We start from the raw sequence: 20456 nt of genomic DNA on the forward strand, positions 1-20456 counted from the left end.
AACGGCTTAACGCGTTGTCGGGGGAAGATCGAGCGATTTGGCCCGACAACGGCCGAAGGGTTACACCGACGACCAGAGCGTGTTCGTCAGGCCGGAGGATCGGTAAAAGCTGCGCAGGAAAGTCCGCAGCTGAACCGAGAGATCGGGAAAGGCCACGTCGGGCGCGCGGCACTCCTCCAGCAGGTCGTTGAATCCCGGCAAGGTCTCCGGATGCGTTGTCTCGGCCGTTTTTCGGTATCCCATGCTCCAGTCCGGAAACGATCGCCGCGTCGTGGGGCCTCTCAGCAGGCAGATGACATTCCGATGGCGCGAATCCTTCAGAAGGCGTTCGCGGTAAAGCCATTCGATCGTCTCCCGCGCTCCCTCGATGACCTCGAGGAAATTCCCTTCGTGGTAAAGCAACAGGCCGGTGATGCCTCGTCGCTCGTTGTTTCTCCGACAGGTCACGAGCAAATTCGCGAGCTCCTGATTCGAGAGAAGGCGGGTCGCCGAACTCACGAATGTCAGTTGGAAAAGGTCGCGCTCGGGAGGGAAATCCATCTGAAGAAGAGGATTGGTAGCAAACTATCCGAATATTTCTGACGCGAAAGCGAATTATCCCATGAAGGAGAGGGAGTGAAACCCGAGGCACCACGACAAAAGACTCGTGCGGGCGTCGGCTTTGACGGAAAACGAAGGATCGATGCACTTTCTCGTTTCTGGTCTGATCCTGCTCTTCTGCCTGCCGGCATTCTTTGTCGAAGCCCGATTTCTCAAGGCCATCGTCGCCCTCGCGATCCTTGCGTTTGTCGGCGGGGCGCTGGCCCTGACGTGGGCAACCTGCTGGATTCCGGCCGATTTCCTCACGGCGCATCCCGAACTCGCGGATACCCCGCTGCATCCAACGGTCGCGACAGCTCTGGGTGGCATCCTCGTTCTTTTCGGTCTGGGCCTGGCCCTCGCTCTGGGCACGCGAGTGCTTTATCGACACCTCCGCATCATCAAGGACTAGGTCGCGCCCTGAAGCGGAGCCCGTTCCATTTGGGGATCACATCCTCCTTGCAGGTCCTGAAAGCGTGGCGGATAAGGGATCGAAACGCACTCCGTCGCGAGCCTGTCTGGTCGCGAGGCAACCCTCGACTTCAGAATCCATGAGCACCATTACGACGCAGGACGGCACGGAAATCTATTACAAGGACTGGGGCTCGGGAGAGCCGGTGGTGTTCAGCCACGGCTGGCCGCTCAATGGCGACGCCTGGGAGAACCAGATGATGTTTCTCGCCTCTCACGGATACCGCTGCATCGCGCATGATCGCCGCGGCCACGGGCGCTCGAGCCAGCCCTGGGACGGCAACGAGATGGACACCTACGCCGATGATCTGCTGGCCCTTTTCGAGGCGCTCGACCTCACGGGAGTGACGATGATCGGCCATTCCACCGGCGGCGGCGAGGTGGCGCGGTTCATCGGTCGACACGGCACCTCGCGGGTGGCGAAGGCGGTGCTCGTGGGCGCGGTGCCCCCGTTGATGGTGAAGACCGAGGCAAATCCCGGCGGCCTGCCGATCGAGGTCTTCGACGGCTTCCGCGCCGCCTTTCTGGCGGATCGCGCCCAGTTTTTCATGGATGTGGCGAGCGGCCCCTTCTACGGCTTCAACCGGGCCGGCGCAAAGGTCTCGCAGGGCCTCATCCACACCTGGTGGATGCAGGGAATGATGTGCGGCGCGAAGAACGCGTATGACTGCATCAAGGCGTTTTCGGAAACGGACTTCACGGAGGACCTCAAGAAGTTCGACGTGCCGACGCTCATCATTCACGGCGACGACGATCAGATCGTGCCGATCGGCGCCTCGGCGCTGGCGGCGGTGAAACTCGTGCCGAACGCGACGCTCAAGATCTACCCCGGCGGCACGCACGCTCTCGGGGACACGAGCAAGGACCAGCTCAACGCCGATTTGCTGGCCTTTCTAAAAAGCTGATCGCCGATTCCGGCAGGGACCCGTCGTTTACGAGACGAGGCGCAGGGTGAGGGGATAGCGGTAGAACCGGCCCTCGGAGGCACGCACGGCGGCAAGGATCGAACAAACGATCGACCCGATTGCCAGGATGGGAAGCAGCAGGATTCCGATGAAAATCATGACGAGCAGCATCGAGACGAAGGCGTAGAGATAGACGCTGATATGAAAGTTGAGCGCCTCGCGGGCGTGGTCCGCCACCAGCGGTGAGTCGTGGCGTTTCACGAGATAAACGACGAGCGGCAGGATGAAACCGATTCCCAGCAGGAGGGAAAGGTGGCAGAGCACGATCCACAGCTTGTCGTCCTTACCGGCAGGAGGAGCGGAGACGGGAGGAATCGGCGGCGGAGTCTCATCCATAGATGACGCAGATTGAAAGCGAAGTCTGGCTGCGAATCAACGCAGGAATCGCAACGGCCGCTCACTCTCGCGATCACGGGCCGTCTTTTCGGGTACCCTGGTCGCGTAGAAATTCGCACGCCTGAGACTCGCGAGGCTGTATCTGGGACGGGCTGATGGATTGTTCACGAACTGCACAAGCGCGTTCATCGGCGGGCCGGGAGTGAAGCCGGTGATGTGACCACTCCGCGGGAAATTCAGCACGAAGCTGTTCGGAAGACGGGCGGCGACCACCTTCGCGCCATCCGGAGGAGTCTGCGCCTCCATGTCGCCGCTGAGGAGAAGGGTCGGAATCGTGCTACTGAGCGGATTGCGCGTTGCCTGCGGAAAGTAGGGGACCTGCCACGCCCGCACGCCAAAGATCACCGAGAGACTGGATGGCGCGTTCGCCTCGCGGAAAACGATGGGGCGCAGTTTGGAATCCGTGCGACGGGTGAGATCGAGCCAGTTCGGCTGGTTCCAGTCGGTCCCGAGCGTGGAGAGATACATGCCGAGAGCGAAGTCACGCCGGTCTTCGCTGAAACTGAAATATCGGCGGACGAAATCGCTGCCGCGGCGGGCAGCAATCTCCGTCACGAGCAGGGGAATGACGCGGATTCGCTCGGAAGACTGCAGCAGTGCGCTGATGGTGCCCTGAAAGTCGTCGAGCGTGATCTTGAAACCGTCATCCATCCGCAACGGACGCTTCCGAAGCTGCGTGAGAAGCTGGAAATAGGTGCGCGAGAAATTGGGAAACGCGCGGCGGGCGGGTCCGGTCTTTTGCACATCCCGGAAGAGGGCATTCAGGCCATGGAGAGTGTTTTGATTGAATCTGGGGAGGAACGTATCCGTCGCCGGCAGCACGCCATCGAGCACGACCGCGGCGATGCCGGTCGGATGGGAGCGCATCACCTCCTGCGCGAGGAAAGAGCCGTAGGAATTCCCAAAGAGAATGATCGAGCTGTAGCCCAGCGCCGTGCGGAGATCGGCGATATCCGAGGCGTTCTCGGTCGTGTTGTAGGCCGTGAGGTCGATCCCCTGGTTCAGGAAGCCCTCGCGGGCCGAGGCATACGTGCCGCTGAAGACGCCGAGAAACGGCGAGGACCAGCCCGTGCCACGCTGGTCGATCAGCACGATGTCGTGAGTCTTCTGCAAAGCGGGGAAGACCTCGAAAAATGCCGCTGTCGTGGTCGCGGATCCGCCCGGGCCACCGGTCAGGAAGAAGATGGGAAGCGCGCCAGTCGCCTGCTTCGCGCGAAGAATGACGACCGCGAGCTGGATCTGCGGGCCGGCAGGGTTCGCACGTTTCTCCGGGACGGTCAGATAGCCGAACTGGAACGGCGCCGATCCATAGACCTTGCGAATGCCCGAGGGGGGAGTGGCGTAGGTGAACGTCGCGGCCTGACCGGCAAAAAAGGGAAAAACAACGGCGCACAGGAGCGCGAAACGGCGGGGAAACATGGATTTGAACAAAAAGAAGGTGACACCGAATGCAAGTCCAATGCCAGTCTGGAAAATATCTGACGGCCTCGATCGCTCAGTGAAGGAACCGGACGAGAATGCCCCGAGTTGGCACTTGTCCGCCCGCGCCAGCGTGGCTACTTTCAGGGCGCACGTATGATCGCTGGCCGGAATTCCGAGGACTACTCCCCGATCACCTGGGTCGGAAGGGTGCCGATTTACGCCACGACCCTCCTCGTGATCCTGCACGTGCTCGGGATGATCGGCACCGCCGTCGCGATGTCGATGGCCGGCACACCGATTCCGGCAGCCTCACCGATCCTCGAGCCGCTATTGTTCTCGAACTTCGACATCCTGCGGAATTTCAAGATCTGGCAGTTCTTCACCTACGCTTTCGTCAACCAGCCCAACATCTGGTTCGCCGTCGAGATGTGGATGCTTTACTCGTTCGGCCGCGAGGTCGAAAAGTTCCTCGGTCGTCGCGCGTTCCTCTGGCTCTACCTCTCGTTGTTGCTCGTCGGTCCCGCCGCGCTGACCCTGCTCGGGCTTGCCGGGGTGCCCGCCGGACTTGCCGGCAGCGTCACGCTCCATTTTGCGATCTTCGTCGCCTTCGTGGTCATCTACCCGAGTGCGCAGGTCCTCTTCTCGCTGCAGGCCAAATGGGTCGCCGCGGTTTTGCTCGGCATCTATTCGCTGCAATTCCTCGCCGCGCACATGTGGGAATCGCTCGGCGTGCTCTGGCTGGAATGCGCGTGCGCCGTGCTGATGCTGCGCTATTCCGGCGCGACGCAGGCCTCCTTCGATTCGTGGCTGCCCGTTGGCGGTGACGATTTCCGTCCGGCTCGCCGCGATCCTCCGGCCAAACAACGCGAGGAATTGACCGAGGCCGAGCTGCATTCCTCGATCGACCCGCTGCTCGAGAAGATCTCGAAACACGGCATCGGCAGCCTCACGAAGCGGGAACGTCAGCGCCTCGAGCAGGCGCGCACCGCGCTGCTGGAACGGGAAAAGCATTCGCATTGATGGACGGTCCGGTGACTCCTGGCCCGGCAACGCCACCTCCGCCGCTCGAGGCATCCCGCGCCGCTGGCGGCAACCCCGAAAGCCGGGCCATGCCCGTGCCGAGCCTGAAGGACCCGTGCTACGTCAACGCGATGGTGCATTTTTACCGGGGAGAGCTCGGCCGCATCATGGTCTGGCGGCAGCGGCTCGACGTGACGACGACATGGGCGATCACGAGTTCGACGACCATCATCACCGTGGCGTTTTCCTTTCGCGAGATCCCGCACATCATCTTCTTTTTCAACCTCGCGATCGTCTGGATCATGCTCTGGATCGAGGCGCGGCGTTATCGTTTCTACGACGCCTTTCGGGGGCGCGTGCGCATGCTCGAGGCGCATTTTCTCGTGCCGATCGTTTCCCAGAGCGACCGCCTGCTCGATGGCGAATGGCGCCGGCTCGTGTGCGAAGATCTCATCCTGCCGTCCTTCAAGATCTCGGCCTTCGAGGCGGTGGGACGGCGGCTCCGACGAAATTACGTTTTCATCTTCGCGATCATCATGCTGGCATGGGCGCTCAAGATTTTCATGCACGCCAATCCGCCGATCACCTCGCTTCATTCGTTCTACACCGCGTTCGAGGCGGGTCATCTGCCGGCGTGGTTCAACGCCGGCATCTTCGTCGGCACGATCGTCGCGGTGACGAGCATCATCATTTACTTCGCGCACCGCACGTCCGGCGAAGTCTCGGAATTCGGCAGCGACAACGTCTCGCTCTGGCGGATATGAGAGCGGCTCCCGTTGCCACGCTCGACCCGGTGCTTCGTCTCAAGGAAATCGTCGCCCGCCTCCGCGCGCCGGATGGCTGCCCCTGGGACCGCGAGCAGACGCATGCCAGCCTGCGCGGCGCACTGCTCGAGGAAACCTACGAACTCGTTGACGCGATCGACCTCGCCGACGACTCGAATCTGCGCGAGGAACTTGGCGACCTGCTCCTGCACGTCGTCATGCATGCGCAGATGGCCAGCGAGCGCGGCGCCTTCGAGTTCGACGCGGTCGCGACGGAAATCTGCGAAAAACTGATCCGCCGCCATCCGCACGTCTTCGGCGAGGATTCTGCCGCCGACTCCGACGAGGTCCTTCGCAAATGGGAGCAGATCAAGCGCGCGGAGAAAGCCGAGCGCACCTCGATTCTCGACGGCCTGCCCCGGGCCCTGCCAGCGCTCCTGCGCGCGCAGAACGCCCAGAAAAAGGCCGCGCGCGTCGGCTTCGACTGGACCGAGGCCGGCGAGGTGATTGCGAAGATCGAGGAGGAGCTCGCGGAGCTCAAGGCGGCCATGGCCACGGCGAACTCGGCCGCGATCACCGAGGAAACCGGCGATCTGCTTTTCTCGGTCGTGAATCTCGCACGCAAGCTCGGGCAGGATTCCGAAATGACGCTCTCGGCCGCCACCGACAAGTTCGTCGAGCGATTCAAATCTGTCGAACGCCAGGCCGCCGCGGCGGGCCGCCGCGTCGAGGATTGCTCGGCCGAGGAACTGAACCGCTATTGGGACGCGGAGAAAGCGGGAACGGCGTGAGCAGCGGATTCGTCGTTCTCAATCCCGGCGGTCGCGACGCTGAGCAGGACTTCTCGAACGGAGCGGGGACGCCCGCGGACAGCGGTCACCCGCCGGTGAACTACCACGGCTACGCCGCCTGCATGCGCGGGAAAATTTTGCGCGACGTGCGGACGGTTCCGGCCGGCACTGGCGCCGCGCTCGTGCTCCTGCGCAAGCGCAACCTGCGAGCGGTGCTCAAGGCGCTCGCGGTGTTGAAGGATCGCGGCGTGCGCACGTGGATTTCCTTCAAGGAGTCCGGCGCGCATCAGGTCGCCGACTTCCTCGACGACTACGACCGCTCGCTGCTTTTCCGGCGCATCTGCGCCGCCGCGGACGGCTACCTTTCCAGCACGCCGGACCTCGAACCGCTCTACCGCGACGCCGGCTGTCGCGATGGCTTTTTCGCGCCGACCCCGTATCCCGTGGAGGAACCGGCGTGGGATCGCGGCATTCCGCTCGAGGAACGCAAGGGCATCTTCGTGGGCACCCGGGAGTTCGACGTGCCCTCGAGGAACCACTGGCAGGCGGTCGCCATGGCCGCCGCGCTGGGGCGGGAGCTCGAAATGCCGGTCGCGGTGATGAGCAACTTCGGCCGCCACGGTCTGCGCCTGCTCAAGGCGATTCGCGGAGACAATCCGTTCCTCCATTTCATCGTTGGCCCTTTCGCCTACCGGGATTACCTGCGGCTGATGGCTGCGCACCGCGTCGTCCTGCAGCTCGACGCGAGCGCCGTGCCGGGACAGGTGGCTGGCGACGCCCTGCTCGGCCGGCTGCCCTGCCTGGGCGGCAATGGCGCAATCGATCGCGTGGCCTTCGGGCATCTCACCGGCGATGTGCGCGAGGTCGCGACGCGACTGCTCACCGACGATGCCGCCTGGCAGGCCGCGACGGATCATTCCCAAAACATTGCCCGCGAGCGGTTGAGTTTCTCGGCGGTCCGCGATCTGCTCACCTCCCGAATGAACGCGCAGCCATGAGCCACGAGCATCACGACCACGCCGGCCATTCGCATGGCCCGGGTGGCCATCATCACGCGCCTGCGGATTTCGGCCGGGCCTTTCTCATCGGGATCGCCCTGAACACGGGCTTCGTGATTTTCGAGGCAGCCATGGGTTTTCTCTCCGGCTCGCTGGCGCTTGTCTCCGATGCGGGCCACAACCTCGGCGACGTGCTCGGCCTCGTGCTCGCCTGGGTCGCCGCGATTCTCGCCAAGCGTGCCGCGAAAGGCCGCTACACCTACGGATTGAAGCGGGGAACGATCCTCGCCGCGCTCGCCAACGCCATCCTTCTCCTCGTCGCTGTTGGCGCGCTCGGCCTGGAAGCCATCGAGCGTCTCCGCGAGCCCCAGCATGTCGAAGGCGGCGTGATGGCCTGGGTCTCTGCCCTCGGCATCCTCGTCAATGGCGGCACCGCGCTTCTGTTCATGGCCGGCAGCAAGGGCGACCTCAACGTGCGCGGCGCGTTTCTGCACATGGCGGCCGATGCGGGAGTTTCGCTCGGAGTCACCATCGCCGGCCTCGTCATCCTCGCGACCGGCTGGGCCTGGATCGATCCGGTGGTGAGTCTGGCCGTCCTCGTTGCCATTCTCGTCGGCACGTGGGGGCTCTTCACGGAATCTCTCGGCCTGGCGCTCGACGCCGCGCCGCTGGGCACGGACCTCGAGAAAATTCATGCCGAGATTGCGGGAATTTCCGGCGTGCAGGAAGTGCATCACCTCCATGTCTGGGCGCTGAGCACGACGGAGACGGCGCTCACCGCGCATGTCGTGAAGAGCGATCCCGGTCTCGACGACGCACTCCTGGCGACGATCCGCGAGGAGCTCGAGGAGCACTTCGCGATCACGCATGTGACGATTCAGTTCGAGCAGGGGGGCGCGGGGGGCTGCGGCGCCTGCCTTCCCGGGAAGAGCTCGCCAGCCTAGCCCCTAAATCGGCGCCGTTTCGCCGCGAAGCTCGAGGATGCGCCGAATGACGTCCTCGATGAGGTTGTTCGGGCAGGATGCGCCGGCGGTGATACCTGCCCTCAACGGACCGGTGGTTTTCAACCAGCCGGCGGTGACGATCTCGCGCTTTTCGTGCAGGTCGAAGCGCAGGATCTCTTCGGCCGAGCGAATGCAATCCGCGTTCCGAATGAAATAGGTCGGCACCTCTTTTTCGCCGATCTCGGCGAGGTGCGTCGTGTTCGAGCTGTTGTAGCCGCCGACGACGAGAAGCAGGTCGAGCGGAGCGTGAAGGAGTTCGAAAAGGGCGTCCTGACGCTCCTGGGTGGCGCCGCAGATCGTGTCGAAGAAGCGGAAATTACCCGCGTCGCCCCTGTCGCGATCGGTGATGGCCTGGCGCACCCGATTCTGCACTTCCTCGGTTTCGCTGCGCAGCATGGTCGTCTGGTTTGCGACGCCGATCTTGTGCAGGTGGACGTCGGGATCGAAGCCTGGCGACATGGCATCGGCAAAACGCCGCACGAATTCGGCCTTCTTTTCCGCGTCGCCCCCATTCCGGATGTAATCGCAGACGAAGTCCGTCTCCGCGAGATCGAGCACGACGAGGTAATGCCCGGCGCCTTCGCCGAGAGCGCGCGAGGCGGTGGCGCGAGTTTCCTCGTGCGCGGACTTTCCGTGAATGATCGACGTGACCTGCTCGCGCGCATTCTGACGCACGCGCTTCCATACGCTCATGACGTCGCCGCACGTCGTGTCGACGATCTGGCAGCCGTGCGCCTTGACCGCCTCGACGATGGGCGCCTCGGCGCCGAACGCCGGCACGATGACGACGTCCTCGGAACTGAGCGCGTCGATGTCCGCATCGCTCGGATGCGCGGCGAGGTGGCGAATGCCCATCGCGGCGATCTGGGCGTTCACGTCGGGGTTGTGAATGATCTCGCCGAGCAGGAAAATTCGCTGCTCGGGAAAGACCTTGCGCGCGGCGTAGGCGAGGTCGATGGCGCGCTCGACGCCATAGCAAAAGCCAAACTGCTTCGCGAGGCGGAAGGTCGTTTCCCCGACCGTAAGGAGGCCGCCGTGCGCGCGGATCTCGTCGACGAGATTGCTGCGGTAATGGCTTTCCACCTGAGCCTGCACGCGCTCCATCACCTCGGGCGTACGAAGATTGATGCGTTTGGCGGCGGGCGTGGCGGCGGACATAAGAAAAAAATGAGGTCGGCGGGGAGGGATGAAAAGAACGGTTTTGGAGGAATTGTCAAACGACAGGGGAATTGGCGCGGAAAAATCGAGGTTGCCTCGGCGAAGAAGGGCTCTATTTTTCCGGCCTCCATGTTTCGCGAGGACGACTTTCAATACGCGCTCGAAAACACGCGCGTGATCCGTCCGCCCGTGCAGGCGATCCAGACCTTCGGCACCACCAGTTTTCGCTTCATGCTCGTGACGGAATTGATGGACCAGGTCGACCGCGTGCGCGTGCGGGATGGCCGCATTCACGCGGAGCGTCCGTCGATCGTGACGCCGCAGAATTACTCGAAGCTCCTGCTCGACGGTTTTGGTGAGGAAGCGCGCGGCTTCGCGGACTTCCTCGAGAGCCACGGCCGCGACCTCAAATTTCTGCGCTACGGCTTTCAGTTTCGGAAGACCGACATCAGCGAGGAAATCGTCCATGCGCCGAAGGCCGACGTGATCGGCCGCATCGGCGAGATGCTGGATGCCCGCGACGAACCGATGAGCACGATCATCGAGGGCGTCGACGACGCCTGGGAGGTCTGCCTGATGAAGTTCACGGTCGAGCTCATCCAGCGTTCCGCCGGCGAAAACGTCCTGGAATGGAAGCGCCGTGGGTTGATTTGACGCGCCTTGCCCCATCGCGAGGGGAAAACCGCAAACTTCAAACTTTCAAACCGCGCCAGCCAAGGGCAGTCTTTCCGCAATGAAGTTGATCAAGTTCCTCATCGTGCTCGTCTTTGCGGCCGCGATCTTCGGAACGGCGGGATTTTTCGCCTACCAGCTCTATTACAAGCCCGAAAAGGCCGACCGCGAAGAGGCCAGGGCTGTTGCCGAGGCTCCACCGCCCACGCCGCCACCGGATTACAGCCTGCCCGCGCTGAAAAAGGCGCTCGCGCTGTTGAAGGCCGGCAAGACCGTGGAAGCCCGCGAGGCCCTTCGCAACTTCATCGCCCAATATCCGGAGTCCACCGGGATCGGTGACGCGAAGGACGCCCTTGGCGAGATCAGCATGTCGTTCATCTACACGAGCGCTCCCGGGCCCGAAAAAGTCGATTACGTCGTCGTCGCCGGTGATTCGCTGGTGCGGGTGGCGTCGAAGACGAAATCCAACGCCGAGCTCATTCTCCGCTCGAACAATCTTTCCAGCATCGATCTCTCGATCGGTCAGCAGCTTCGCATTCCCGAGCTCGATACCGCCCTTGTGCTCGATCGCAAGGCGAAGACCCTCTCGCTCCTGAACGGCGGCCAGCTCCTCAAGGAATACCCGCTGCTTTCGATGGAGCTGCCTGCCGCCGCCCGCGGCAAGGACCCCGTCAGCACCGCGGTCAAGGACAAGGTCGCCGTCAACGGCTCCGAGCGGGTCGCCTTCGGCAGCCGCGGCTACGTCGGCAGTGACCGCTGGATCATGCTGGATATGGCCAACGCCGTCATTCGAGGCCGCCCCGAGACGGCCTCGAACGGCCAGCCCGCGCCCATGCCCCCCGGAATGGTCGTCTCCCAGGAGGATATCGAGGAAATTTTCCCATTGGTGACGAGGAAGACTCCCGTCACGATTCAATAAGCCGCGACGCGCATCCGCCGTTCGCCACAAATTATCACGAAGTATGAGGGTCACCCCGCTGGATTTTGAAAAGCCTGTCGTCGAGCTCGAACACAAGCTCGAAGACATCAAGAAACACCTGCAAGGCCAGGATATCGACATGGCCCCGCAGGTTCGCGAGATCGCGGAACGCATCGAAGCCACGCGCCGCGAGATTTACGAAAACCTCAACGCATGGCAGCGTGTGCAGATCGCCCGCCACATTCAGCGCCCTTTCTTCCTCGATTACATCGACCTCGCATTTACGGATTTCGTCGAACTCCACGGCGACCGCGTCTTCGGTGACGACGCCTCCATGCCGGCTGGCCTGGCCACCATCGGGGGCATCAGGTGCGTGGTCATCGGTCAGCAAAAAGGCCGCGACGTGAAGGAAAACCTTCTCCGCAACTTTGGCAGCCCGCATCCCGAGGGCTACCGCAAGGCGCTGCGCCTCATGCGCCTCGCCGAGAAATTCAACCTGCCCATCGTCACCCTCATCGACACCCCCGGGGCCTATCCCGGCGTCGGTGCCGAGGAGCGCCACATCGCCGAGGCGATCGCCGTGAACCTGCGGGAAATGATGCTTCTCCGCGTGCCGATCGTCAGCGTCGTGATCGGCGAGGGCGGGTCCGGCGGAGCGCTGGGCATCGGGGTCTCCGATCGTGTGCTCATGCAGGAGAACGCCTATTACTCGGTGATCAGCCCCGAGGGTTGCGCCGCGATTCTCTGGAAGCACCGCAAACACGCCCCCGAGGCAGCCGAGGCCCTCAAGCTCAATGCCGGCGTCCTGATGGAGCTCGGCGTGATCGACGGCGTGATCGCCGAGCCGCTCGGCGGCGCCCACCACGATCCGCAGGGCTCTGCCGATCTACTCAAGGCCTCGATCGTTGCCGCCCTCGAGGAAACCAGCAAACTTTCCACCGACAAATTGCTCGATCAGCGTTACGAGAAGTTCCGCCGGATGGGCGTCTTCGCCGAAGAGGCCTAAGCTGCGGACAGGCCGAAACGGCGGCTGCGGCAGTGAACTCTCTGATTGAATTCCATGGAGTCGAAACTGCTGCTGTTTCAATGGCTGCCGGCAACGGTTCTGATCACCGTCGGAGCAACCGCCCTGCTCATGGCGATCCTGGCGGCCGGTTGGGCTCTTCGCCGCAAACCGGTATCCCGGGTCTGTCGTCTGGTTCTTTTCGGAGCATTGGCTGGCGTCGCCGCGTGCGTTGCCGGGCTTCTCTTCATCGGTTTTACCGTCAATGTGCGCGAAACGCCCGTTCCCGAATGGAGCGATGGCAGTTCGTCGTTAGCGACGTTTTTGCGGGAACCGTGCGCTGATTTCGTTCGCACTGGCAAAGCCGTGGGATTGGTCGCCGCCATTGTCGACGGGGACGAAACCTGCCTGATGGGAATTGGTCGGACTTCGCTCATTGCCGGCCGTCCGGTCAATGGCGATACCCTGTTTGAAATTGGATCGATCACCAAGACGTTCACCGGCTTGCTTCTGGCGATCGAAATTCAACGAGGCCGCCTCGGTCTCGAATGTCCGATCGGCACTCTTCTTCCTTCGACAATTTTGCCTCCCGAGGCGGTGAGCAACATCACCTTGCGGCAACTCGTCACCCATTCGTCCGGCCTGCCGCGCCTTCCTGGCAACGCCGCCGCGATGTGGCGCGGAGCTCTCGCCATGCTGCTCTACGGCGGGGATCCCTATGCCGGGCTGACCGAGGAGGATTACCTCCGTGCCCTGCAGGGCGCGGCGCTTGAATTCGAGCCCGGCTCGCGTTCGAGCTATTCGAATTTTGGCGCGGCTCTGCTGGGCTGGATGATTGCGAGGCAGGTCGGGCGGGATTACGAAGAAATGGCGCTGGCGGAAATTTGCGGCCCGTTACGCATGAAGAACACCGCGATCAATCTCACCGCTCAACAGGAGGAAAATCTGGCCGCGGGCTATCGCGCCGTGGAGAAATTGGGGGCGATAGTCGTGGGCCTGCGCTCGAATTTCTGGACCAGCCCTGGAAACTTTGAAGGCGCGGGCGGCCTGCGCTCGAGCGGCTCCGACATGCTCGCATATCTTCGCGCCCAAATGCGGCCGAAGAACTCCCCGTTGGCGGCCAGCCTGCGCCAGTCCCACGAACCCCTGTTCCCGATGGGGCGCGATCGGGCCATCGCCATGGGGTGGATCGTCTCGACTTTCAAGGGAGCGGGAGGCCCGATTTTCTGGCACAACGGAGGGACCGGCGGGTTCCGCAGCTTCATCGGATTCGACGAATCCGGCCAACACGGGATCTTGGTCCTTTCGAATTCCGCGGAATCCGTCGACGCCATCGCTCTGAAAATTCTTCGAAACCTGATCGCAAAGTCGCCCCGAATTCCCTGAGTCCAGCTTTCGGTCGTGGGAATCCGCGAAGGACTCAGAAACGGTCGAAGGTCATTGCACCGGCGGCGGGCGCATATTCCGTCGCCTCGGCGTTTGGCTTGAGGTAGGCCACGGTCTCGGCATCTTCCTTGAGAATCGGGACTTCGCCTGGACCGACCCAGCCAGGCTCGCGCGCGGTGACCCGGTATTTGATGGTGATGAGATCGTCTGGCTTCACCTTCTGATGCGAACGGCCGACCTTCAGCACCTGCGCGAGCATCGTAACTTCACGGACGGCGGAATCTTCCGTGGGCTCGACGTCGACGCGAAGCACTTTCACGCGAAAGACTTCCGGAGCCGTGCTCTGCATCTTCTCGTAGGCGGATGGTGGAAGTTCGGCAAACGAGGCGTGCGGAACGGCCGCGGCGAGAAGAAGGCAGGCAAAAAGGCGTTTCATGGACCGGACTTTCTATGTCGGAAAGGGCAGGTTCGCAACGCTCACGGTGCGGAATCTCCGCGCACGTCCTTCGCATACGAACGCACCGCGTCCTGAATCACGCCCGCAACGTCGGCCTTCGCTTCGACAAACTTCGGGCGGAACCACGGATAAAGCCCAATGACGTCGTGGAGCACGCGAATCTGGCCGTCGCAACCTTCGCCGCTTCCAATGCCAATCGTCGGAATGGCCAGCATTTCGGAAATTTCGCGGGCGAGGGGAGGAGTCACCAGCTCGAGCACCACGGCGAACGCGCCGGCCTGCTCCACGGCGCGCGCATCCTCCACCAGCCCCTCCGCCTGCTGGGGAGTGCGCCCCTTGATCTTGTAGCCGCCCTCCTCGCGAATCTGCTGCGGCAGCATCCCGATATGCGCCAGAACCGGAATGCCGGCCTCGACCAATGCCGCAATCGTGCCGGCATGGGCTGCGCCGCCCTCGAGCTTCACCGCATGCGCGCCTGCCTCGATCAGGAGGCGAGCATTGGCAAGGGCGAGTTCCGGATTCTCGTAGGCATCCTTGGGAAGGTCAGCCACCAGGGTGGCCCGGGAGACGCCGCGAGCAACCGCCCGGGTGTGGTGAAGCATGTCCGAAATGGAAACCTCGGTCGTGTCCGGAAACCCAAGGACGACCATCCCCAGCGAGTCGCCCACCAGAATCAAATCTACGCCGCTCTCATCGAGAAGCCGCCCGGTCGGATAGTCGTAAGCCGTCAGAGCCACCACGGAATGACGGTCGCTTTTCAAGTGACGATAGGCCTCGGAAAGGGATTTCATAATTAAGTTATTTCCGTAAAAATTGCATCTATCTCACTTTAAAAGAGATTCTTCGCGAATCAGAATTTCATCCTCCGCGAAAGTTCTGAGCCTGTCCCGTTGTTGAGCAACGGATGGGCCTTCCTTAGCGAAATGGCGGTTGGGAACGATATCGCCGAGAGGCATTAGCACGAACAGTCGGTCCATCAGTCGCGGGTGAGGAAGCTCCAGATCCGGCTCGTGAAGTTCCAAATCATCGGCGTAGAGGATGTCCAGATCCACGGTTCGCGGCGTATTTCGTCCGTGGTTCGCCGGACGATCGTGAAATTGCTCGATGGCCTGAAGGCGCTGCAGCAGATCCCGCGGTTCGCCGGAAAATCCGATCTCGATCGCGGCATTCAGGAACATGGGAGAATCCGCCGGACAGTCGACGGGAGGCGTTTCATAAATTCGGGACACCAGCACCGGAGGTTCTGCAAACGTCCGGATCGCGGCGACGGCGGCTTGCAGATGGGCGACGCGATCCCCGAGATTGGACCCGAGTGCGATGCCTGCGCGCATGGTCGTCTAGCGGAGACCGAGGACGTCCTGCATGTCGTAGAGGCCGGGTCCACGCGTGAACGCCCATTTCGCCGCGCGCAGGGCGCCGTTGGCAAAAGTGTCACGGGACGAAGCCTTGTGGGTCAGTTCGACGCGCTCACCGACGTTGGCGTAAATCACCGTGTGGTCGCCGACCACGTCGCCGCCACGGATGGCGTGCATGCCAATCTCGACGGGCGTGCGCTCGCCGACCATGCCTTCGCGGCCATGACGGACGTCCTTCGCGTAATCGAGCTCGCGAACCTCGGCCAGAATCTCCGCCAGACGGCGGGCGGTGCCGCTCGGGGAGTCCTTCTTGAGGCGGTGATGCATTTCGACGACCTCGAGATCGAATTCGGGGCCGAGAATCTCGGTCGCCTTCCGGGTGAGCCAGAACAGGGTGTTCACGCCAATGCTGAAATTCGGGGCGAATACGATCGGAATATGGGCCGCTCCGGCGGTGATGGCGGCGCGCTGGGCGTCGTCGTGGCCGGTCGTGCCGATCACGAGCGGCTTGCCGGCGGCCACGCAGGCCTCGGTCACGCCGACCGTGACCGGCGCGTGGGTGAAATCGATGACGGCGTCGCAGAGCGCTAGCGCGGGGGCGAATGCGTCCGACTCGTCGACCCGGGCCGTGACTTCGAGCTCGGGATCGCGGGCGGCGCAGGAGATGAGGGCCTGTCCCATGCGACCACGGGCCCCATTGATGAGAAGACGCAACGGCATGGCGAGATCAGGCGGGGATGAGGCCGTATTCGCGCAACGACGCGAGCAGGCGCTCCTGGCTGGCGGCGGTCATTTCGCAAAGTGGCAGGCGGACGTCAGGGGTCATGCGGCCCTGCTGGGCGAGGGCGAATTTGATCGGGGCCGGATTCGGCTCGATGAAAATGTCGTGGAAAAAGCGGTAGTATTTCCGGTGGAGCTTCTGTGCGCCGGCGGGCTTGCCGGCGAGCCAGGAATTCACCATGTGGACGACCTCGCGAGGAATGATATTCGACGCGACGCTGATGACGCCGACCGCGCCGGCGGCCATGAATTGCAGGGTCGCGTAGTCATCGCCGGAAAGAATCTCGAACGACTCCGGCAGGCGCAGGCGGAGCTGGTTCACCCGGTCCATGCTGCCGCCGGACTCCTTGATCGCGACAATATTCGGGCAGTCCTTCGCGAGGCGCACGCAGGTCTCCACGCCGATCTCGATGCCGCTGCGGCTCGGGATGCTGTAGAGAACGACCGGGATCTTTACCGACTCGGCGATCGCGCGGAAATGGCGGTAAAGGCCCTCGGGCGACGGCTTGTTGTAGTAGGGCGCCACGGAAAGAACGGCATCCGCGCCGAGCTTTTCGGCCTCGGTCGAGAGTGCGATGGCTTCGCGGGTGGAATTCGAGCCCGCGCCGGCGATCACCTTGCAGCGGCCGGCGGCGGTTTCCACGGCGACGCGGATCACCTCGTTGTGCTCTTCGTGCGAGACGGTGGGCGATTCCCCGGTCGTGCCGACGGGCACGATGCCGGAAATGCCCTCGGCAATCTGGAACTCGATGAGCTTGCGGAAGGCGTCGACATCGAATTGATCGTCGCGAAACGGGGTGACGAGGGCGGTATGGGTGCCTTCAAACATGGGAGGGAAAAAGTAATCAGAGCGTCACCGTTCCGTCGAAGACGAAATCGGCCGGACCGGTGAGGGTGACGGCCTGGAATTCGCCGTCCGACGCGCCAGCCTCGAAACCGACCCGCAGGGTGTCGCCGCCGCGCACGCGAACGCGGATCGGCGAGGCGACGCCGCTCGCGAGAGAATGGATGAGCGCGCAGGCGACCACGCCCGTGCCACAGGCGAGCGTCTCGTCCTCGACGCCGCGTTCGTAGGTGCGAATGGCGATGGCGTCGGGCCCCTCGATCTGGACGAAATTCACGTTCGTGCCGCGGGGCGCGAAGTGGGCGTGATGCCGGATTGCGGAGCCGAGGCGCTTCACGGCGGTCGTCTCGAGATCCTCGACGAAAATGACGGCATGCGGCACGCCGGTGTTGAGAAAATGGACGATCACCGGCTCGCCATCGATGTCGAGCGTGGTGACCGGCGCGAACGAATGCGGCGTGCTCATGTTGATCCGCACTTCGTCGCCCTCGCACACCGCGCCGATCACGCCGGCAGGCGTCTCGAAGGAAATCGACGCCCCATCGAACGCGGAAACGCGCCGGGCATAGCGGGCGAAACACCGGGCGCCATTGCCGCACATTTCGGCCTCGCCGCCATCGGCATTGTAGTAACGCATGCGGAAGTCCGCGCCGTTTTCCGCCGGCTCGACGAGCAACAGGCCGTCGGCGCCCACGCCACGGTGGCGGTCGCAAAGGTGGGCGATCTGCGCGCGATCGAGGGAAAGGGCGGAATCGCGGTTGTCGAGCATCACGAAATCGTTGCCCGCGCCGTTCATCTTAGTGAAGGAAAGTGTCATGGATCGGAACCAACCAGATTAACTCTGGAACGCCGGGAGGCAAGCGTGCCCTGCTTCGCCGGCAACCGGCCTGCGTCACGGCGAGGGAGGCGCGGGCACGCCAGTGCTCACCATGATCAGAGCCTTCGATCCATTCGCGCCGGCCGCGACATATCGTCCCGCGCCGCCGACGACCGCGCGCAGATGGTCGGCGTTCCGAGAAACCCAGAGCTGCCTCGTCCAGGTCGGACCGCTCGGCGTGCTGAAAACGCCCTTGTCCGAGAACGCGAGAAAGAGATTCCCGGCCCACGCAACGCCGAGCAGGTCGGTGGAACCGAAGGGATGCGCCCGCCACGTTTTGCCGCCATTCGCCGAGGTGAGGCAAAGCCCGTTCTCGCCGACACAAACCACCCGCCGGCCGGGCCGCTGCGCCGCGATGCCCCGCGCCGGCCCCCGCGCGGTCGTCTGAAACTCGGTTTCCCACTCGGCGCCGTCCTTCGAGCTTTGGATCGTAGCCCCGGCAAGCGAACTGCACAGGAGGTAATTTCGGCGGGCGGTAAGGCCAGTCACCGAGCTGGCCAGCCCTCTGGAACGATCGCCATCGAGCGGGTATTGCCAGCGATTCCCGTGAGCGGACGCCGCAAAGGCACGCGAATTCGACCCGAGGGCCACGAAGCGATCGTCAATGGCGGCGACTTCGGTCAGATTGTAGCTGCCTTGGAAGCGTTTGCGGTTCGCGACGCGGTCGGCGTAGCTCCAGGAGAATCCGTTGCCGGAATAAAGGACCGTCACGCCGATCCGACTCGTTCCGCTCACGAGGGCGACGAAGCGATGTTGCCCGAAGGTTACGGCGTTGATTTGTCTCGTGGCAGGCCGGGCCACAGTCCAATTCTCTGCGTCGAACGAGGTGAGCAGATAGCCGGTCGACGTCCCGGCGACGAATCGCCCGTCGCCGTAAGCGAGGGCGGAAATCTTGCCGACTCCGGAGAGCACCTGACGGCTCCACACCCACTCGGCCTTCGCTCCGAGAGGCAGGACGAGCAAGATGAGGGAAAGAAGGGCAACAATCGGGCGGCGACACATGGGCAGGAGGCAGAATTCCACCTTCACCCCATGCAGACGAATTGCAACTAAGACGAAGGACGACCCACGCCGTGGGCAGCCGCGGCAAGGGGGCGGACGAAATCCTCGATCCGCGCGACGAGGTCGGGATCGTTGCCGAATTCGCCGATGCGCCGGACGATGGCACTCCCCACGACCGCGGCGTCGCCGCTGCGCGCGACTTCGGCGGCCTGTTCCGGCGTCGAAATTCCAAAGCCTACGGCGACCGGCAATGAGGTGTGGCGGCGGATTTCCGCGACCTGCGCGCCGATGGTGTCCGACAGCGCCGCCTGCTCGCCCGTCACGCCTTCGCGCGAGACATAGTAGATGAAGCCCTCCGCCGCGCCGGCGAGCAGGGCAATGCGGTCCACGGGGGTCGTCGGCGCGATCAGGCGGATCGCCCGCAGACCCGAAGGACGCTGAAACTCCGCGTCCGTGCCGACCTCGTCCGGCGGCAGGTCGAGCAGCAGCACGCCATCGGCTCCGGCCGCGGCGGCATCCACGTGAAAACGCTCGAAGCCGTAGGTGTAGACGGGATTCAGATACGTGAAGAGGACGAGAGGAATCTCCGATTTCTCGCGAATCCGGCGGACGCATTCGAGCACGCCCGATGTGGTGGCGCCGGCGGCGAGGGCCCGGCCGGCGGCGGCCTGGATCGTCGCGCCGTCGGCGAGGGGATCGGAGAACGGCACGCCGAGTTCGACGATGTCCACCCCGGCGCGCTCGAGCCCGAGCACGAGATCGACCGTCGCATCGAGGGAGGGATCGCCTCCGGTCAGAAAGGCGATGAACCCGCTGCGGTTCGCGGCTTTCAGACGTTCAAAGCAGGTATCGATGCGGTTCATGGGAGGGCGAGAATACCGCGCCGATCAAGGCCGGCAAACGGGAACTGCGCGCGGTGGCCCTATTTCTCTCGGAGGAAGAACGGGCCGAACATCATCGAGACGAAGATGAGCGGCAGCAGCGCGGTTGCGATTTTCAACGCGAGGCAGAGGCCGACCAGCCGCCGATCGCCCATGAGGCCATGATCCTGCTGAAACAGGAACATCACGACCGAAAAGAAGCGATCCATCCCGTTCTTGCGGCGGGTCGCCGTGCCGAAAACGGCCGGATGGTGCGCCGGATGCTGGTTCTGCACCCTCCGCTCAACCGCGCGATAAATGAGGATCCACGCAAAAATGTCGACGCACAGGGCGACAAACAGCCCGGCAAGAACGGCGTCACTCATGCGTCGGTCGCCGTCCGCGAATCGCTCCGCTGATCTCGATAGACGACGGCCGCAACGTGGTCGGAGGTGAATGTCGTCACCTCCTCCAGCTTCGTGAGTTCACCGGCGGCTTCCTCGGAAATCCGGCGGGCGATCTTGATCATTTCCGGGTCGAAATCCCGGGATTGCTCGGCCTCCATGGTGACGATCTGCATCTGGTTGAGATAATTGCGGAGAATGTGGTTTGCGCCCTCGACGGTCTTGCGAAACAGGGCGGCGCGCTTGCGTTGCTCCGCTTCGAGGCGACGAAAGGCCTGTCGCATGAGGACGAAAATGAGGATGGCGGAAAGAAGGACGAAGAACCAGCC

At 63.3% G+C, this 20456-nt stretch carries 25 protein-coding genes; 11 read left to right on the top strand and 14 right to left on the bottom strand.

Going from position 1 to position 20456, the window contains the following annotated elements; translation table 11 throughout:
- Window positions 1-60: 60 nt before the first annotated feature.
- On the bottom strand, window positions 61-540 hold the full coding sequence (locus VIM61_13470; protein HEY8901415.1) for a BLUF domain-containing protein: 480 nt from the start codon (window positions 538-540) through the stop codon (window positions 61-63).
- 142 nt (window positions 541-682) lie between these two features.
- Here VIM61_13470 and VIM61_13475 point away from each other — a divergent pair, with 142 nt between their 5' ends.
- Window positions 683-991, top strand: a complete 309-nt coding sequence (locus VIM61_13475; GenBank protein ID HEY8901416.1) for a hypothetical protein — start codon at window positions 683-685, stop codon at window positions 989-991.
- 139 nt (window positions 992-1130) lie between these two features.
- Window positions 1131-1955, top strand: coding sequence for an alpha/beta hydrolase (locus tag VIM61_13480; GenBank protein ID HEY8901417.1), 825 nt, complete (start codon window positions 1131-1133; stop codon window positions 1953-1955).
- Between the two features lie 27 nt (window positions 1956-1982).
- Here VIM61_13480 and VIM61_13485 read toward each other — a convergent pair whose 3' ends face one another.
- Window positions 1983-2351, bottom strand: a complete 369-nt coding sequence (locus VIM61_13485; GenBank protein ID HEY8901418.1) for a DUF4870 domain-containing protein — start codon at window positions 2349-2351, stop codon at window positions 1983-1985.
- Between the two features lie 36 nt (window positions 2352-2387).
- Window positions 2388-3830 (bottom strand): alpha/beta fold hydrolase, encoded by a 1443-nt coding sequence (locus VIM61_13490; protein ID HEY8901419.1) that lies wholly within the window; start codon window positions 3828-3830, stop codon window positions 2388-2390.
- A gap of 156 nt (window positions 3831-3986) precedes the next feature.
- Between VIM61_13490 and VIM61_13495 the strand changes: the two genes are divergently transcribed.
- Genes VIM61_13495 through VIM61_13515 form a run of 5 tightly spaced genes read left to right on the top strand, consistent with a single transcriptional unit; the run spans window position 3987 to window position 8350 of the window.
- Entirely contained in the window at window positions 3987-4853 is an 867-nt protein-coding gene (locus VIM61_13495) for a rhomboid family intramembrane serine protease (GenBank protein HEY8901420.1), read from the top strand.
- A complete protein-coding gene (locus tag VIM61_13500; GenBank protein ID HEY8901421.1) occupies window positions 4853-5617 on the top strand; it encodes a DUF2270 domain-containing protein in 765 nt (254 codons plus the stop codon). Before VIM61_13495 ends, VIM61_13500 begins: the two co-directional genes overlap by 1 nt.
- Window positions 5614-6408, top strand: coding sequence for a nucleoside triphosphate pyrophosphohydrolase (gene mazG, locus VIM61_13505; GenBank protein ID HEY8901422.1), 795 nt, complete (start codon window positions 5614-5616; stop codon window positions 6406-6408). Before VIM61_13500 ends, mazG begins: the two co-directional genes overlap by 4 nt.
- Window positions 6405-7406, top strand: a complete 1002-nt coding sequence (locus tag VIM61_13510; GenBank protein ID HEY8901423.1) for a hypothetical protein — start codon at window positions 6405-6407, stop codon at window positions 7404-7406. Before mazG ends, VIM61_13510 begins: the two co-directional genes overlap by 4 nt.
- Window positions 7403-8350: a cation diffusion facilitator family transporter gene (locus tag VIM61_13515; protein HEY8901424.1), complete on the top strand. Its 948-nt coding sequence runs from the start codon at window positions 7403-7405 to the stop codon at window positions 8348-8350. Before VIM61_13510 ends, VIM61_13515 begins: the two co-directional genes overlap by 4 nt.
- Window positions 8351-8353: 3 nt before the next feature.
- On the opposite strand, the gene VIM61_13520 is transcribed toward VIM61_13515, so the two are convergent.
- On the bottom strand, window positions 8354-9568 hold the full coding sequence (locus VIM61_13520; GenBank protein HEY8901425.1) for a 4-hydroxy-3-methylbut-2-enyl diphosphate reductase: 1215 nt from the start codon (window positions 9566-9568) through the stop codon (window positions 8354-8356).
- Between the two features lie 129 nt (window positions 9569-9697).
- On the opposite strand from VIM61_13520, the gene VIM61_13525 reads away from it, so the two are divergent.
- The 4 genes from VIM61_13525 (at window position 9698) to VIM61_13540 (ending at window position 13548) form a co-directional block, all read left to right on the top strand.
- Window positions 9698-10222: a hypothetical protein gene (locus tag VIM61_13525; GenBank protein HEY8901426.1), complete on the top strand. Its 525-nt coding sequence runs from the start codon at window positions 9698-9700 to the stop codon at window positions 10220-10222.
- A 79-nt stretch (window positions 10223-10301) separates the two neighbouring features.
- Entirely contained in the window at window positions 10302-11159 is an 858-nt protein-coding gene (locus VIM61_13530) for a LysM peptidoglycan-binding domain-containing protein (GenBank protein ID HEY8901427.1), read from the top strand.
- Window positions 11160-11202: 43 nt separating this feature from the next.
- Window positions 11203-12165: an acetyl-CoA carboxylase carboxyltransferase subunit alpha gene (locus VIM61_13535; GenBank protein ID HEY8901428.1), complete on the top strand. Its 963-nt coding sequence runs from the start codon at window positions 11203-11205 to the stop codon at window positions 12163-12165.
- Between the two features lie 54 nt (window positions 12166-12219).
- Window positions 12220-13548, top strand: coding sequence for a serine hydrolase domain-containing protein (locus tag VIM61_13540; GenBank protein ID HEY8901429.1), 1329 nt, complete (start codon window positions 12220-12222; stop codon window positions 13546-13548).
- Between the two features lie 34 nt (window positions 13549-13582).
- Here the strand turns inward: VIM61_13540 and VIM61_13545 are convergent, their stop codons facing one another.
- From VIM61_13545 to VIM61_13590, 10 genes are all read right to left on the bottom strand, one after another.
- Window positions 13583-13984, bottom strand: a complete 402-nt coding sequence (locus tag VIM61_13545; GenBank protein HEY8901430.1) for a hypothetical protein — start codon at window positions 13982-13984, stop codon at window positions 13583-13585.
- A gap of 41 nt (window positions 13985-14025) precedes the next feature.
- Window positions 14026-14796, bottom strand: a complete 771-nt coding sequence (gene panB / locus VIM61_13550; protein HEY8901431.1) for a 3-methyl-2-oxobutanoate hydroxymethyltransferase — start codon at window positions 14794-14796, stop codon at window positions 14026-14028.
- Between the two features lie 33 nt (window positions 14797-14829).
- Complete coding sequence (folK, locus tag VIM61_13555) at window positions 14830-15336, bottom strand: 2-amino-4-hydroxy-6-hydroxymethyldihydropteridine diphosphokinase (protein ID HEY8901432.1); 507 nt, start codon at window positions 15334-15336, stop codon at window positions 14830-14832.
- A 6-nt stretch (window positions 15337-15342) separates the two neighbouring features.
- Window positions 15343-16080, bottom strand: coding sequence for a 4-hydroxy-tetrahydrodipicolinate reductase (dapB, locus tag VIM61_13560; protein ID HEY8901433.1), 738 nt, complete (start codon window positions 16078-16080; stop codon window positions 15343-15345).
- A gap of 7 nt (window positions 16081-16087) precedes the next feature.
- Window positions 16088-16969 carry a 4-hydroxy-tetrahydrodipicolinate synthase gene (gene dapA, locus VIM61_13565; GenBank protein HEY8901434.1) on the bottom strand — a complete coding sequence of 294 codons (882 nt, stop codon included), beginning with the start codon at window positions 16967-16969 and terminating at the stop codon, window positions 16088-16090.
- A gap of 16 nt (window positions 16970-16985) precedes the next feature.
- The gene (gene dapF / locus VIM61_13570; protein HEY8901435.1) at window positions 16986-17801 is read right to left on the bottom strand and encodes a diaminopimelate epimerase; all 816 of its coding nucleotides are present in this window, start codon (window positions 17799-17801) and stop codon (window positions 16986-16988) included.
- Between the two features lie 75 nt (window positions 17802-17876).
- Window positions 17877-18863: a hypothetical protein gene (locus VIM61_13575; protein ID HEY8901436.1), complete on the bottom strand. Its 987-nt coding sequence runs from the start codon at window positions 18861-18863 to the stop codon at window positions 17877-17879.
- A gap of 47 nt (window positions 18864-18910) precedes the next feature.
- Entirely contained in the window at window positions 18911-19726 is an 816-nt protein-coding gene (trpA, locus tag VIM61_13580) for a tryptophan synthase subunit alpha (GenBank protein ID HEY8901437.1), read from the bottom strand.
- Window positions 19727-19785: 59 nt separating this feature from the next.
- Complete coding sequence (locus VIM61_13585) at window positions 19786-20109, bottom strand: hypothetical protein (GenBank protein ID HEY8901438.1); 324 nt, start codon at window positions 20107-20109, stop codon at window positions 19786-19788.
- Window positions 20106-20456, bottom strand: a 351-nt coding sequence (locus VIM61_13590) for a hypothetical protein (protein ID HEY8901439.1), incomplete at its 5' end; no start/stop codon positions are given. The genes VIM61_13590 and VIM61_13585, both read right to left, overlap by 4 nt.

It is taken from the genome of Chthoniobacterales bacterium (assembly GCA_036569045.1).
In the GTDB taxonomy this organism is placed as follows: domain Bacteria; phylum Verrucomicrobiota; class Verrucomicrobiia; order Chthoniobacterales; family JAATET01; genus JAATET01.

Coding starts and splice junctions, on each gene's coding strand:
- VIM61_13470 (HEY8901415.1), bottom strand. CDS start 540: ATGGATTTCCCTCCCGAGCGCGACCTTTTCCAACTGACATTCGTGAGT.
- VIM61_13475 (HEY8901416.1), top strand. CDS start 683: ATGCACTTTCTCGTTTCTGGTCTGATCCTGCTCTTCTGCCTGCCGGCA.
- VIM61_13480 (HEY8901417.1), top strand. CDS start 1,131: ATGAGCACCATTACGACGCAGGACGGCACGGAAATCTATTACAAGGAC.
- VIM61_13485 (HEY8901418.1), bottom strand. CDS start 2,351: ATGGATGAGACTCCGCCGCCGATTCCTCCCGTCTCCGCTCCTCCTGCC.
- VIM61_13490 (HEY8901419.1), bottom strand. CDS start 3,830: ATGTTTCCCCGCCGTTTCGCGCTCCTGTGCGCCGTTGTTTTTCCCTTT.
- VIM61_13495 (HEY8901420.1), top strand. CDS start 3,987: ATGATCGCTGGCCGGAATTCCGAGGACTACTCCCCGATCACCTGGGTC.
- VIM61_13500 (HEY8901421.1), top strand. CDS start 4,853: ATGGACGGTCCGGTGACTCCTGGCCCGGCAACGCCACCTCCGCCGCTC.
- mazG (HEY8901422.1), top strand. CDS start 5,614: ATGAGAGCGGCTCCCGTTGCCACGCTCGACCCGGTGCTTCGTCTCAAG.
- VIM61_13515 (HEY8901424.1), top strand. CDS start 7,403: ATGAGCCACGAGCATCACGACCACGCCGGCCATTCGCATGGCCCGGGT.
- VIM61_13520 (HEY8901425.1), bottom strand. CDS start 9,568: ATGTCCGCCGCCACGCCCGCCGCCAAACGCATCAATCTTCGTACGCCC.
- VIM61_13525 (HEY8901426.1), top strand. CDS start 9,698: ATGTTTCGCGAGGACGACTTTCAATACGCGCTCGAAAACACGCGCGTG.
- VIM61_13530 (HEY8901427.1), top strand. CDS start 10,302: ATGAAGTTGATCAAGTTCCTCATCGTGCTCGTCTTTGCGGCCGCGATC.
- VIM61_13535 (HEY8901428.1), top strand. CDS start 11,203: ATGAGGGTCACCCCGCTGGATTTTGAAAAGCCTGTCGTCGAGCTCGAA.
- VIM61_13540 (HEY8901429.1), top strand. CDS start 12,220: ATGGAGTCGAAACTGCTGCTGTTTCAATGGCTGCCGGCAACGGTTCTG.
- VIM61_13545 (HEY8901430.1), bottom strand. CDS start 13,984: ATGAAACGCCTTTTTGCCTGCCTTCTTCTCGCCGCGGCCGTTCCGCAC.
- panB (HEY8901431.1), bottom strand. CDS start 14,796: ATGAAATCCCTTTCCGAGGCCTATCGTCACTTGAAAAGCGACCGTCAT.
- folK (HEY8901432.1), bottom strand. CDS start 15,336: ATGCGCGCAGGCATCGCACTCGGGTCCAATCTCGGGGATCGCGTCGCC.
- dapB (HEY8901433.1), bottom strand. CDS start 16,080: ATGCCGTTGCGTCTTCTCATCAATGGGGCCCGTGGTCGCATGGGACAG.
- dapA (HEY8901434.1), bottom strand. CDS start 16,969: ATGTTTGAAGGCACCCATACCGCCCTCGTCACCCCGTTTCGCGACGAT.
- dapF (HEY8901435.1), bottom strand. CDS start 17,801: ATGACACTTTCCTTCACTAAGATGAACGGCGCGGGCAACGATTTCGTG.
- VIM61_13575 (HEY8901436.1), bottom strand. CDS start 18,863: ATGTGTCGCCGCCCGATTGTTGCCCTTCTTTCCCTCATCTTGCTCGTC.
- trpA (HEY8901437.1), bottom strand. CDS start 19,726: ATGAACCGCATCGATACCTGCTTTGAACGTCTGAAAGCCGCGAACCGC.
- VIM61_13585 (HEY8901438.1), bottom strand. CDS start 20,109: ATGAGTGACGCCGTTCTTGCCGGGCTGTTTGTCGCCCTGTGCGTCGAC.